This is a genomic window from Pseudoalteromonas sp. UCD-33C, from assembly GCF_001306895.1.
GTDB lineage: Bacteria > Pseudomonadota > Gammaproteobacteria > Enterobacterales > Alteromonadaceae > Pseudoalteromonas.
The window spans coordinates 15,193-29,055 of sequence record NZ_LJTB01000005.1 but is presented as its reverse complement, the minus strand read 5'-3'; the positions used below and the strand labels follow the sequence as shown (position 1 = coordinate 29,055).

The window sequence follows — 13,863 nt, the reverse complement described above, 5'->3', positions numbered from 1 at the left end:
TCCTTTCAATAAATTTGCCCAATCATAGCAATAAAAAACTGATGCCGAAATGAATCATTTCGGCATCAACGCTAATTGCTTATGAGTTAAACATTGAAAGTGGTTTTGGCATGTTTTTCGGAAAACTAATATGGTAGTGCAAGCCTTTACCGACTTCGCTAGATACCTCAATATCGCCACTTAGGGTTTGTTTAACGAGGTTAAAAGTAATATGTGTGCCTAAGCCACTGCCGCCTTGGTCGCGCTTGGTTGTAAAGAATGGGTCAAATAGCTTTTCTAACTGCTCTTTTGATACGCCATTACCATTGTCTTTAAAGTCGATAACGACTTCGTCATCTTCTTCTTTGATAACAATATCAATGATGCCACTTTCAATCCCTTCGAAACCATGAATGAGTGAGTTCATAATCAAGTTTGTGAAAATTTGACTAATCGCACCCGCAGGCAGGTTAAGTGTTAAATCATCAGGGCAATCTAAATTAATATGATGCGATGTTTTCTTTAGCTTTGGATGGAGTGAGCGGATCACTTCACCTAAATACTCTTTAAAGTTAATGGTACGCACCGCCTCACTGGCTTGGTCCACTGCAATTTGCTTAAAGCTTGCAACCAGCTCAGAAGCTCGGTCTAGGTTACTAGTCAGTAGGCTAGTACTTTGCTTGGCGTCATTAATAAACTCTTCAAGCGCTTTTGGCGATAGAGTTTTTTCTTTATATGCCGCTTCAATTTGGTCCAAGCGTTCTTGTAAAAATGACGTTGCGGTAACACCAATCCCAATAGGTGTATTAACATCATGAGTAATACCCGCCACTAAGCCACCTAATGCTGCCATTTTTTCTGAGCCAACTAAGCGCTCTTGCGCCATATTTAGTTCATCAAGGTAGCGTTGTAATTCAGTTTGCTTGGTAATGAGCTCTTGTTCAGTTTGTTTACGTAAATCAATTTCTTCAGTTAGTGTCAGCTTTTGTTTTTCAAGCTCGTATTTTTGTTGCTGCAAGTCCATCATCGCTTGGCTTAGGTTTGATGTTTTGCGCGCTACTTCTTGCTCTAACTGTAAGTTATGTTGGTCGAGCTTTTCGTTGCTTATTAAAAGCTCTTTTTGCGTATGTTCGAGCTCTTCACGGTAAAGTACTACCTTATCTATTAAGCGGTTGAAAGACTCTTCCATTACTTTTAATTCGTTGTGCTCAACAGTTTTGATCTCGATATGGCGGCCTTCTAGGTCGTTTAGTTCAAGATCTTCAATTTGTTCTGTGAATTGTGCCAATGGCTCGGTTAAGCGCTTTCTAAATGCAAGTAAGAAAAGAATGATCAAAAAGGTGGTTTTGATCATTGCATTACCAATTAAAAAGTAGATAGAAATCATGATGCGGCTAAATACCACTTCACGACTTGAGAACAGGGTTACATCACCTACTTGGGTTGTTTTACCCGAAAATTCAAAAATGAGTGGGAATGTGTAACCGAATAAGCCTGATGGCGTATCTTCGATAATCGCTTCTTCTTGCACTAACTGTTGACTGTATAGCTCGTGAATATCTAACGAGCGACCTAACTGAGAGAGTACCTCGCCGCTATCATCACGCACAATAATACCCTCGATCATAGGGATTGCCAGTAAGCCCTCAGCCGTGGTGATGGTTTGTTTATCGTTCAGTTCCCAAATAGCGCGGGTTAAACTACGGCTAAATGTTTTTTGTAAAGTCGTTAACTCGTCGCGAATATAATCTTTGGTATTAACGTACTCAGCAATAACTTGTCCACAGGTCACTACAAAAGTAAGTAAAAAGTAGACTGAGAGTACATTTGTTAATAATTCTTTGGACAGGCTTTTTTGTAGCATGGAATATCCATAGCTCCTTGGTGACAATTGTAATACATTCAGCTAGTTCTAAAGTTAGCTAATAAATGGTTAAAAAGAAATAAATATATCCTTTTTTACTGGAACATTTATAAATTGTTAGTAAATTTTGAAAAAACTTGCCCTTACTGCGCTTGAAAAAGTGTGTTATAAATTTATTCCATCTTTAATTTAGCCTTTTTTGATGTTGTATTTGCTACAGCGAAGATTTTTATTTCATGAATAATCCTAATTTTTCAGTACTGGTCTGTGATGATTCAAATATTGCCCGAAAGCAGGTAGTACGCTGTTTAGGGGATTGCTTGGATGCTGATGTTCAACAAGCCACAAATGGCCGTGAAGCTCTAGCCTTATTACGCGAGCAAAACTTTGATCTATTGTGCTTAGATTTAACCATGCCAGAATTGGATGGTGTTGCAGTGCTCGAAACGATCAAAGCAGAGAAAATTGAGTGCTTTGTTATAGTGATTTCGGCTGATATTCAGGCTGAAATGAAACAAAGAGTAGTAAAATTGGGTGCTATTGACTTCATTGATAAACCGATAGATCTTGTGCGACTAAAAGCAACTTTGCATAAATTTGGTATTCACTAATCTTTTATATAACACAAACGCATAATTTATCTTTTCTTTAAGGGTTGACAGGCTGGCTATATTTAAGGCAGTCTACAGGCTATGAAAACATTTAATCACGCAACGACCATTATTATTACAACCATCATCCTTACGGGATAGTGGCATAGGTCGGTGCAACAAAATTATAGGCCTGTGTTCACTAGAACACAGGCCTTTTTCGTTTATGGAATGAGGAAACATAAATAATGCGAGTATTAAAATTTGGTGGGTCGTCCTTGGCTGACTACGCATGTTTGCAACAGGTAGCTCAGTTAGTCAAAGAAGAATTACGCGATGAAATGCTGTTAGTACTGTCAGCACCGGGTGGTATGACAGATTCATTAGTAGCATTAGCAAGCGCTGCAGAGCAGGGACAAGATTTTAGTGAGTTATGGCAAGCATTGGTTGCGCGCTGTGAACAACTAAAAGCTGCTGTTGAAGCTGACTTTGGTCAGGTAGCAAGTTGGCCTGATTTGAGCGAACTTAAGAATAAACTAGATGGTGTTGCACTTTTAAAGTGCTGCCCAGACCAAGTACGTGCTTATGCAATCAGTTTTGGTGAGCGCGTAAGTGTAGCCTTAATGGAGTGTATGCTTAAAGAAAGTAATGCTCGTTATTTAGAAGCGACAGATTGCATAGCTTCAGTGGGTGGCTATATTGATGCTGAAGCTGACTTGGCTGCAAGTAAGTTACGTTTTCAAGCAGCATTAAAAGCGGCACCGAGCACTATTTATATCATGCCGGGTTTTACTGCTGCCAATGAGCAAGGTGAGCTAACAACACTTGGTCGCAATGGTTCCGATTACTCAGCAGCTATTGCGGCAGCATGCCTAGAAGCTGAAGTATGCCAAATCTGGACTGATGTTGACGGTGTTTACAATGCAGACCCGCGTTATATCAAAAAAGCATCTAAGGTTGATTCGTTATCTTATAAAGAAGCAATGGAGCTGTCTTACTTTGGTGCGAAAGTATTGCACCCGAAAACGATTTTACCTTGTGCCAAAGCGGGTGTGCCGTGCGAGATCAAAAATACTCATAACCCACGTGCAGAAGGTTCTGTGATCAGTAACGACAGTGTGTCGAACGATCCAGTTAAAGCATTATCAAGTTTACAAAACCTCGCTATGTTAACGGTGTCTGGCCCAGGTATGAAAGGCAAAGTTGGCATGGCGTCAAAAGTATTTAATGCACTGGCGCACGACAATGTTTCAATTGTACTAATTACTCAATCTTCGTGTGAATTTAGCATCAGTTTCTGTGTGCATGAGAGTGACCTATCTCTTGCTTTAGAAGCATTACAAACTGCTTTCGAATTAGAATCACAAGCCGGCTTAATCGAACCAGTCCAAGTGCAGCGTAACCTTGCGATTGTTACTCTAGTTGGCGATAACATGCGTGCGCACAAAGGTTTAGCGGCTAAGTTCTTTGCTTCATTAGCTCAAGCGCAGGTTAACATTGTTGCTATTGCACAAGATTCGACTGAAAGCGCCATTTCAGCGGTTATCGACGGTGAATTATGCAACGACGCAGTAAAAGTGTGCCATGAGAACTTCTTTACTCACATTCCTTCAATCGATGTGTTTTTACTTGGCTGTGGCTTAGTTGGCCAAGAGCTTATTCAGCAGTTAGAGCGTCAACAAGCATGGCTTGAAAAACGTAACATCAAGCTGAACTTGTATGGTGTTGCTAACTCAAGACAGCTTTATCTAGATAGCGAAGGCATCGCTTTTGATGGCTGGCAAGACAAACTAGCCGAGTCAGAACAAGCATTTGATTTAAATCTGGTTGAGCAATTTGTTAAACAAAACCATTTAATTAACCCTGTGATCGTAGATTGTAGCTCAGCCGATAAGCTTGCTGCGCAATATGTTGATTTCTTGAATGCCGGTTTCCATGTGGTTGCGGCAAACAAAAAAGCCAATACTAGCTCGTATGCTTACTACCAAGATTTAGTAGCAGCAACACAAAAGAATAACCGTAAGTTTTTATACGAAACAAACGTAGGTGCAGGCTTACCAGTACTTGATAACTTGAAATCACTATTTGGTGCCGGTGATGAGCTTATTAAGTTCAGCGGTATCTTGTCGGGTTCATTATCGTATATGTTTGGTGCGCTACAAGATGGTTTATCTCTTAGCGAAGCAACGTTAAAAGCAAAAGAAAGTGGTTTTACAGAGCCAGATCCACGTGATGATTTATCAGGCACTGATGTTGCTCGAAAACTACTGATCATTGCTCGTGAATCGGGTCTTGAGTTAGAACTAAGCGATATTGAAGTTGAATCAGTTTTACCAAAAGGATTTGCAGAAGATGATTCTGTAGCAGATTTCATGGCAAAACTACCATCACTTGATGCACAGTTTAACGACCGCATTCAAAGTGCTGCAAGTGAAGGTAAAGTACTTCGTTATGTGGGTACTATTGAAAACGGTCAATGTAAAGTAGGCATTGAAGCCGTAGATAGTAGCCATGCTCTTTACGATATCCGTGACGGTGAAAATGCATTGGCAATCTTAAGTCAATATTATCAACCACGTCCGTTTGTGATTCGTGGTTATGGCGCAGGTGCTGAAGTAACGGCTGCAGGCGTATTTGCTGATATCTTAAAAACATTAACACGTTAGGAGCTGGTCATGATCCGTGTATATGCACCCGCTTCAATCGGGAATTTTGCTGTCGGCTTTGATGCACTAGGTGCTGCGCTGGCACCTATCGATGGCACTTTATTAGGCGATGTTGTAGAGGTGAGTGCCGCTGAGCAAGATACTTTTGTCTGCTCTGGCGACTATGCCCATAAACTACCTGCAAATGCTGAAGAAAACTTGGCTTATCAATGTTTAATTCACTTTAAAGAGCACGTTGCACCGGCTATGCCAGCGGTAAAACTTGAGCTTAAAAAGAACCTACCAATTGGCTCAGGTTTAGGTTCAAGTGCTTGTTCTGTGGTGGCAGCGTTTGCTGCCCTTGATAAATTTGCCGAAACCAAATTATCTCAAGAGCAACTTATCGAGTTGATGGCTGATTTTGAAGCCATTGTTAGTGGCGGCCGTCATTACGATAACATCACACCTTGTTATTTAGGTGGTTTGCAATTAACGGGTGAACTCATTCCGAACAAGTCAATTTCGTTACCCGTTGATAATCAATGGTATTACGTAGCGGCTTTTCCAGGTTTTTCACTGAATACTGCAAAAGCGCGTTCGGTATTGCCAACGCAATTATCAATGCACGACAGTGTTGAGTTTGCACAGCGACTTTCTGCATTTAGCAGCTTATTGCTAACAGGTCGTTTTGATGCTGCGTTATCAATTATGACAGATGAAATCGCTGAGCCACATCGCGCACCATTAATCCAAGGTTTTGCGGAAGCTAAAAGTGCTTTACAAGAGCTTGGTGCAGAGATTGTCAGTATTTCTGGTGCGGGCCCAACATTATTTACCGTGTGTAAGAGTCTTGAAGCTGCTCAAAAGTGTGCAGCTTGGCTGAATGATAATTACGTAAATGAACAAGGTTTCAGCCACATCTGTAAACTTGATCAGCTTGGCACACGACAGCTTTAAAGAATTTAAGGAATAAACATGCAATTACATAATTTAAAAGATGAAACACAACAGGTGTCGTTTGTTGAAGCTGTAAAAACGGGGTTAGGACGTAACCAAGGGGTATTCTTCCCAGAAAGCCTTTCGCCAATTCAAGACATTGATGCGTTACTTGATTTAGACTTTGTTAGTCGTAGCAGCAAGATTTTATCGCACCTAATTGGCGATGAACTACCTGCCGATACCGTTGCACAGATGGTACAAAATGCTTTTAACTTTGATGTGAAACTGGTTGAAGTAGAAAAAGATATTTATTGCTTAGAGCTATTTCATGGTCCAACGCTTGCGTTTAAAGACTTTGGTGGCCGTTTTATGGCTGAGTGTCTTGCACAATTTAACCAAGGCGAAAAAGTAACAATTTTAACTGCAACATCGGGCGACACGGGGGCTGCGGTTGCCCATGCATTTTATAATAAGCCAAATATCGATGTCGTGATTTTATACCCGAAAGGTAAAATTTCACTAGCGCAGCAAAAGCTATTTACAACATTAGGCAATAACATTCACTGCTATGCTGTTGATGGTAGCTTTGATGATTGCCAAAGCATGGTAAAGCAAGCTTTCTTAGACGATGAAGTTAAACAAAAGCTAGGTCTAAATTCTGCTAATTCAATCAACATCAGTCGTTTAGTTGCACAGGTTTGCTATTACTTTGAAGCCATTGCTCAATTACCTAAAGAGCAGCGTAGTAAAGCGCATATCTCAGTACCAAGTGGTAACTTTGGTAATGTGTGCGCTGCGATGATCGGTGCTGTGCTTGGTATGCCAGTAGCGAAACTAAGTGCTACAACTAACCAAAACGACACTGTGCCACGTTTCTTACAAAGCAAAGAGTGGGCACCGAATGACACGCTTGAATCGTTATCGAACGCTATGGATGTGAGTAAACCGAATAACTGGCCACGTGTTCAGTTTATGTTGGATAACAAATGGTTTAGCTATGATGATTTCTATTCAAGCTGTGTTGGCGAAGAAGAAACAAAAGAGGTGATGAAAAAAATTCATCAAACGGGTTACATCGCAGAGCCTCATACTGCAATTGCTTATCAAGGCTTGAAAGAAAATCTAGCAGATGGCAGTGCAGGTATCTTTTTAGCGACTGCACACCCAGCAAAATTTAAAGACAGTGTAGAAGAAATTTTAGACATCGAACTACCTATGCCGAAACCACTTGCTGATGCGCTAGCAAATGAGTGTTTGGCTGAAGATATTAACTTTGATTATCAATTGCTTCGAACTGAGCTGTTAAATAAATTAGCATAACCTTGATTATAGAGCGGCTAAGCCGCTCTTTTTTATGCAGTCTTTTAATAAAGCACTCAATGAAGTAACGAATGGCTATGACGGTTTAAAATCCGCATGCTTAGAATGACCCCTGCCGAGATACACAGCAAAATACTGATCACCGAAACGAGTTCATTTTGCGTCCATTGCATCAAGGTGAATGCCGAAATAAAAATGATAAAAGGTTTAAATTCATAGTAATAGCGACGTTTTCTTTGCTTGACTCGCTGGCTTGAATGATCGGTTCTTCTGGCTTCAGAACGCATCCGCCAAATGTTAGCACCTAATAAAAATAAGATTACACCGATTAATGTAGGCACATAATTATTGGCTAATGTGATACAACTGATGCCGAGAAAAAAGTATCCGTAGGGGACTAATTCGTATATTGGTTTAGCTAACATGTACTTATACCATCCTTGATATTGACCAGTCTTATAAGCTTAGTTTGCCCTAATAAAAACGCAATTTAACAGAGCGATTTTTGTTTAAGTAACATTTTAAATATCTATGAAATATTTTAAATTTATAAATTTTTGTTATGTATCAATAAAAAAATATCATTATTAAAACACTGTGAAATAAATTCAATCCCTGTTTAAATATGTTCATCTTTACAAGATAGGCAAAAGTGCGTTTTAAGCGTACAATACAGCCTTTAAAAAACACCATACACGTTGCCTTAGGAGACCCCATGTTAGAACGTAGCATGAATATTTCGGATTTCGATCCAGAGTTATTTGCAGCCATCAATAAAGAGACGGCTCGTCAAGAAGAGCACATCGAACTGATCGCGTCTGAAAACTACTGTAGCCCACGCGTACTTGAAGCGCAGGGTTCTCAGCTTACCAACAAATATGCTGAAGGTTACCCAGGCAAACGTTACTATGGCGGTTGTGAGCATGTTGACGTTGTTGAGCAATTAGCAATTGACCGTGCAAACGAATTATTCGGCACAGATTACGCTAACGTTCAACCACATGCGGGTTCACAAGCAAACGCAGCTGTTTTCCAAGCTCTTCTTCAGCCGCACGATACAGTACTAGGTATGAGCTTAGCTCATGGTGGTCACTTAACTCACGGCTCACACGTTAACTTTTCTGGTAAAACGTACAATGCAATTCAATACGGCCTAAACGACGAAACAGGCGAAATTGATTACGCTCAAGTTGAAGCACTTGCATTAGAGCACAAGCCAAAAATGATCATCGCTGGTTTCTCTGCATACTCAGGCGTTGTTGACTGGGCTAAATTCCGTGAAATCGCTGATAAAGTAGGTGCATACTTATTCGTAGATATGGCTCACGTTGCTGGTCTTATCGCGGCTGGTGTATACCCAAGCCCAATCCCTCACGCACACGTTGTTACAACAACAACTCACAAAACATTAGCAGGTCCTCGTGGCGGTCTAATCGTTTCTGCATGTGGAGATGAAGAGATCTACAAAAAGCTAAACAGCGCTGTTTTCCCTGGCGGTCAAGGTGGTCCTTTATGTCACATCATCGCTGCTAAAGCGGTTGCTTTCAAAGAAGCATTACAACCAGAATTCAAAGCGTACCAAGCGCAAGTTGTTAAGAACGCACAAGCAATGGTTGAAGTACTGCAAGAGCGTGGCTATAAAGTTGTTTCTGGTAAAACAGACAACCACTTATTCCTTCTTGACCTAATCGATAAAGATATCACAGGTAAAGATGCTGACGCTGCACTAGGTAACGCAAACATCACTGTAAACAAAAACTCAGTACCAAACGACCCACGTTCACCGTTTGTAACGTCTGGTCTTCGTATTGGTTCTCCGGCTATTACTCGCCGTGGCTTCAAAGAAGCTGAGTCAAAAGAGCTTGCAGGCTGGATCTGTGACGTACTAGACAACATCAACGATGAGTCTGTACAAGCAGAAGTAAAAGAGAAAGTTAAAGCTATCTGTAAAAAATTACCAGTTTACGCTTAATTACTAGTTAAACCGTAATTAAGATAACAATAGCGTTGTTTTTTGCTATTATAAAGGCCGCTTACTAAGCGGCCTTTTTTTGTTTTTTATAAACGGAAGTTGAACCCTATGCATTGCCCTTTTTGCACCGCAAAAGATACTAAAGTAATTGATTCTCGACTAGTTGGCGGTGGTCACCAAGTGAGACGTCGACGTGAATGTAACGAATGCCATGAGCGCTTTACCACCTTTGAAGGCGCTGAACTTGTGATGCCAAGAGTCATCAAGCAAGATGGTAGCCGCGAACCATTCAATGAAGACAAATTACTGAATGGCTTGCATCGCGCTTTAGAGAAACGCCCAGTGAGCACTGAGCAGGTCGATGAAGTCGTTAACATTATTAAATCTCAACTTCGTGCTACGGGTGAGCGTGAAATCTCTAGCCATTTAATTGGCGAATGCATCATGGAGTCACTAAAGAAACTCGACAAAGTAGCCTATGTGCGCTTTGCATCGGTTTATCGTTCATTTGAAGATATTCGCGAGTTTGGTGAAGAGATCGCTCGTTTAGGTGATTAATCATGTCGTTTACAGAGCTTGATACAGCTTACATGGCGCGTGCCATTGAGCTTGCTAAACAAGGTCGTTTTACTACGACGCCAAACCCGAATGTTGGCTGTGTTTTGGTTAAAGATGGCGAAATAGTCGGTGAAGGGTTTCATCAATTAGCAGGGCAGGGCCATGCTGAAGTGAATGCCTTGGCTGTAGCTGGCGACAACGCGAAAGGCGCCACTGCATATGTGACTTTAGAGCCTTGTAGTCACTATGGGCGCACTCCACCTTGTGCCGAAGGTTTAAAAGCAGCAGGTGTAAGTAAGGTCATTGCAGCTATGGTTGACCCAAACCCTGCGGTGAGTGGTCGCGGCCTACAAATTTTAGCTGACGCCGGTATTAGCGTTGCATCTGGTTTACTTGAACAACAAGCGCGCGATTTAAATAAAGGTTTTTTAAAGCGTATGGAATCTGGATTGCCATATGTGACTTGTAAAATGGCATGTAGTTTAGATGGTAAAACAGCGCTAAATAACGGCCAAAGTAAATGGATAACAGGCCCTAAGGCGCGCCAAGATGTGCAAGCATTTCGTGCGCAAAGCTGTGCTATCCTAACCGGTGCAGACACCGTTATTACTGATAATGCCAAACTTAATGTCCGTGTTGATGAGTTGCCATTTACCATGCCAACCTCGTTGCCTTTGCGCCAACCAACCCGAATCATTATTGACTCACAAAACAGGTTAACGCCTGAACTTGCGTTATTCAGCATCGAGAGCCCGGTGATAATTTTTACCACGTCGCTTGATAATCATACCAAGTGGCCTCACTTTGTTAAACACGAAGTGGTGCCAGCAAATAACAATAAAGTTGATTTATCGGCGGTTTTAAAGCGTCTTGCTGAACTACAATTTAATCATATTTGGCTCGAAGCGGGTGCAACCCTTGCAGGGGTGTTCGCAGAGCAAGATTTAATTGACGAATACATTGTTTATATTGCCCCTAAGTTAATAGGTGATATGGGCAAAAGCTTACTAAACTTTGCAGAAGTCACCATGATGAGTGATATCACTGAACTGACCTTTACTGATACAGTGATGATTGGCGATGATATTCGCTTAACAGCGATAAAAGCAAAGCAAGCCACAGACATTGAAAATAAAGAGTAGCACTATGTTTACTGGAATTATTGAAGCAACAGGTAAAATTGTTGAACTAACACAAAAGCAAGGTGATCTAGCTATTCGTATTCAAAGCCCTAATTTGGATATGAAAGACGTCAAGCTCGGTGACAGTATTGCCACCAATGGTGTGTGTTTAACGGTTGTCGCTAAACATAGCGATGGTTTTAGTGCTGACTTATCAAACGAAACAATTAGCTTAACTGGGTTTGCACATTATAAAAAAGGTCAAACAGTTAACCTCGAAAAAGCCATGCAACCGGTTTCTCGCTTAGGTGGGCACTTAGTGTCAGGGCATGTTGATGGTATTGCGACTGTCGAAAGTATTAGTCCTAATGCTCGTGCAACCGAGTACTGGTTAAGCACAGACAATGATTTAATGAAGTACATTCCGTACAAAGGTTCGGTGTGTATTGATGGCATTAGCTTAACCGTCAACGAGGTTGAGCAAAATCGCTTTAAGCTGACGATTGTTCCGCATACTGCAGAGCAAACAACGATTGCAGAATTTCAGGTGGGGACTCAGGTGAACTTAGAAGTTGACCAGATTGCTCGCTATTTAGAGCGCCTAATTAAAGGGGCTGAACAACCTTCCCGTTCAGACATATCAATGAGCTTGCTAGCACAAGCTGGCTTTATTAAATAAGCACAGATACGTCACTATTAATCATACTCTCATGGGCACATTATGAATTTACACAGCGCGCAAGAAATTATCGATGACATTAAAGCCGGTAAAATGGTTATTTTAATGGACGATGAAGACCGAGAAAATGAAGGCGATTTAATCATCGCAGCAGAGCACATTAGTGCTGATGCTATCAACTTTATGGCAACACATGGCCGTGGTTTAATTTGTTTAACAATGACACAAGAGCGTTGTCAGCAGTTAGAATTACCACTGATGGTGAAAAATAACGGTGCAGCTTTTTCAACTAACTTCACTATGTCGATTGAAGCGGCGAAAGGTGTAACTACAGGTATTTCAGCGGCCGACCGTGCACGTACCGTTCAAGCCGCAATCGCTAAAGGTGCCGTGCCGAGCGATATCGTTCAGCCAGGGCATATTTTCCCAATTATGGCGCAGCCTGGTGGCGTGTTAACACGTGCAGGTCATACTGAAGCAGGTTGTGATTTAGCGCGTTTAGCGGGTCTTGAGGCGTCATCTGTGATTGTTGAAATCTTAAACCCAGATGGCACCATGGCGCGTCGCCCTGATCTTGAAGTATTTGCTAAAGAGCATGACTTAAAGATTGGCACCATTGCAGATTTAATCGAATACCGAAACCTAAACGAAACCACCATTGAGCGCGTTGCTAAATGTAAACTGCCAACAGATCACGGTGAGTTTGATTTAGTGACCTACAAAGACACCATTGATGGTCAGCTTCACTATGTTTTACAAAAAGGTGAAGTATCGAAAGACGAACCAACGTTAGTACGTGTTCACTTACAAAGTACCTTTAACGATATTCTATTATCAGATAGAAGTGCTGATCGTAGCTGGGGCTTATCAGATGCGATGGCTTATATCGCTGAGCACAACGGTGTGCTGGTTATCTTGGGTAAACAAGAGTCAACAGAAGACCTAGAAGCAACCGTTAAAGCCTTTGCCGCTGAAGATGCTGGCGAAAATGTGAGCCATCGTAAATTCCAAGGTACATCGCGTACTGTGGGTGTGGGCTCGCAGATTTTGGCTGATTTAGGTATTGAAAAGATGCGCTTAATGAGCCGTCCTAAGAAGTACCATGCGTTATCTGGTTTCCACTTAGAAGTGGTTGACTACGTTGAGCCTCGCTCTTAATTAGGGAAAACAGATTTACTAGGCTACTTTTATATTTTTGTGGTATTATGCGCCGTAATTTTTGCGCAATCGCAACCGCTTAAACTTATTTTTTAGGGTTATTAAATGAAAATTATTGAAGGTAACAAATACGCACCGGGCAAAAAATTTGCCATTGTCATTTCTCGCTTTAATGACTTTATTGGTAGCAGCCTATTAGCAGGTGCTGTTGATGAGCTTAAGCGCACAGGTGGCGTATCTGAAGACGACATTACAGTTGTTTACGTACCAGGTGCCGTTGAATTACCTTTAGCAGCGAAACGCGTTGCAGCAAAGAAAGAACACGATGCAATCATCGCTCTAGGCGTAGTGATCAGAGGTGGTACACCACACTTTGATTTAGTCGCTGGCGAATCAAACAAAGGTCTTGCGCAAGTATCTCTTGAGTATGATATCCCGGTTGCATTTGGCGTATTAACCACTGAAAGCATTGAGCAAGCAATTGAGCGCGCAGGTACCAAAATGGGTAACAAAGGCGGCGAAGCTGCTTTAGGTGCGCTTGAAATGGTTAATGTGTTAGACAAAATTTAAGTTTAAGGAATCTCTGTGAAACCAGCAGCAAGACGTAAAGCACGTATCTTAGCACTTCAAGCCGTATACTCTTGGCAGTTAAGCGGTAACCCAATTGCTGATATTGAACAGCAAATGTTAATTGAAAATGATGTGACTAAGATCGACGTCGAATATTTCAAAGACCTAGCACGCGGTGTTGTTGTTAACTGTAAGCAATTAGATGAAATCGTTGCACCACATTTAGCACGCCCAGCTGATGAGTTAGACATGGTCGAAAAAGCAATTTTACGTCTGTCTGGCTATGAGCTGAAATTCCGTGAAGACGTACCTTACAAAGTGGCAATCAATGAAGGCATTGAGCTTGCTAAGATGTTTGGTGCTGAAGACAGCCATAAGTTTGTCAACGGTGTACTTGATAAAGCAGTGAAAGAACTGCGTAAGTAAGTAACCCCGTAAAGGAGAGCCGGCTTGGGCCGGCTTTTTTGT

The 13,863-nt window shown here is 41.5% G+C and carries 13 protein-coding genes; 11 read left to right on the top strand and 2 right to left on the bottom strand.

Annotated features, from left to right (window positions below; all coding sequences use genetic code 11):
• Positions 1–79: 79 nt before the first annotated feature.
• On the bottom strand, positions 80–1,843 hold the full coding sequence (locus AOG26_RS11755; RefSeq protein ID WP_054562670.1) for a sensor histidine kinase: 1,764 nt from the start codon (positions 1,841–1,843) through the stop codon (positions 80–82).
• 236 nt (positions 1,844–2,079) lie between these two features.
• On the opposite strand from AOG26_RS11755, the gene AOG26_RS11750 reads away from it, so the two are divergent.
• From AOG26_RS11750 to thrC, 4 genes are all read left to right on the top strand, one after another.
• On the top strand, positions 2,080–2,454 hold the full coding sequence (locus tag AOG26_RS11750) for a response regulator (RefSeq protein ID WP_054562669.1): 375 nt from the start codon (positions 2,080–2,082) through the stop codon (positions 2,452–2,454).
• A 227-nt stretch (positions 2,455–2,681) separates the two neighbouring features.
• Complete coding sequence (gene thrA, locus AOG26_RS11745; RefSeq protein WP_054562668.1) at positions 2,682–5,099, top strand: bifunctional aspartate kinase/homoserine dehydrogenase I; 2,418 nt, start codon at positions 2,682–2,684, stop codon at positions 5,097–5,099.
• 9 nt (positions 5,100–5,108) lie between these two features.
• A complete protein-coding gene (gene thrB, locus AOG26_RS11740; protein WP_054562667.1) occupies positions 5,109–6,035 on the top strand; it encodes a homoserine kinase in 927 nt (308 codons plus the stop codon).
• 18 nt (positions 6,036–6,053) lie between these two features.
• Entirely contained in the window at positions 6,054–7,337 is a 1,284-nt protein-coding gene (gene thrC / locus AOG26_RS11735) for a threonine synthase (RefSeq protein ID WP_054562666.1), read from the top strand.
• 56 nt (positions 7,338–7,393) lie between these two features.
• Here thrC and AOG26_RS20720 read toward each other — a convergent pair whose 3' ends face one another.
• Positions 7,394–7,762: a hypothetical protein gene (locus AOG26_RS20720; protein WP_130166844.1), complete on the bottom strand. Its 369-nt coding sequence runs from the start codon at positions 7,760–7,762 to the stop codon at positions 7,394–7,396.
• Positions 7,763–8,052: 290 nt separating this feature from the next.
• Between AOG26_RS20720 and glyA the strand changes: the two genes are divergently transcribed.
• The 7 genes from glyA (at position 8,053) to nusB (ending at position 13,821) form a co-directional block, all read left to right on the top strand.
• Positions 8,053–9,309 (top strand): serine hydroxymethyltransferase, encoded by a 1,257-nt coding sequence (gene glyA, locus AOG26_RS11730; protein ID WP_054562665.1) that lies wholly within the window; start codon positions 8,053–8,055, stop codon positions 9,307–9,309.
• 108 nt (positions 9,310–9,417) lie between these two features.
• Complete coding sequence (gene nrdR, locus AOG26_RS11725) at positions 9,418–9,867, top strand: transcriptional regulator NrdR (RefSeq protein WP_054552576.1); 450 nt, start codon at positions 9,418–9,420, stop codon at positions 9,865–9,867.
• 2 nt (positions 9,868–9,869) lie between these two features.
• Entirely contained in the window at positions 9,870–11,009 is a 1,140-nt protein-coding gene (gene ribD, locus AOG26_RS11720; RefSeq protein ID WP_054562664.1) for a bifunctional diaminohydroxyphosphoribosylaminopyrimidine deaminase/5-amino-6-(5-phosphoribosylamino)uracil reductase RibD, read from the top strand.
• 4 nt (positions 11,010–11,013) lie between these two features.
• Positions 11,014–11,667: a riboflavin synthase gene (locus tag AOG26_RS11715; protein WP_054562663.1), complete on the top strand. Its 654-nt coding sequence runs from the start codon at positions 11,014–11,016 to the stop codon at positions 11,665–11,667.
• Between the two features lie 42 nt (positions 11,668–11,709).
• Positions 11,710–12,825, top strand: a complete 1,116-nt coding sequence (gene ribBA / locus AOG26_RS11710; RefSeq protein ID WP_054562662.1) for a bifunctional 3,4-dihydroxy-2-butanone-4-phosphate synthase/GTP cyclohydrolase II — start codon at positions 11,710–11,712, stop codon at positions 12,823–12,825.
• Positions 12,826–12,930: 105 nt separating this feature from the next.
• Positions 12,931–13,395 (top strand): 6,7-dimethyl-8-ribityllumazine synthase, encoded by a 465-nt coding sequence (gene ribH / locus AOG26_RS11705; protein ID WP_054562661.1) that lies wholly within the window; start codon positions 12,931–12,933, stop codon positions 13,393–13,395.
• A 15-nt stretch (positions 13,396–13,410) separates the two neighbouring features.
• Positions 13,411–13,821: a transcription antitermination factor NusB gene (gene nusB, locus AOG26_RS11700; RefSeq protein WP_054552571.1), complete on the top strand. Its 411-nt coding sequence runs from the start codon at positions 13,411–13,413 to the stop codon at positions 13,819–13,821.
• Positions 13,822–13,863 lie beyond the last annotated feature (42 nt).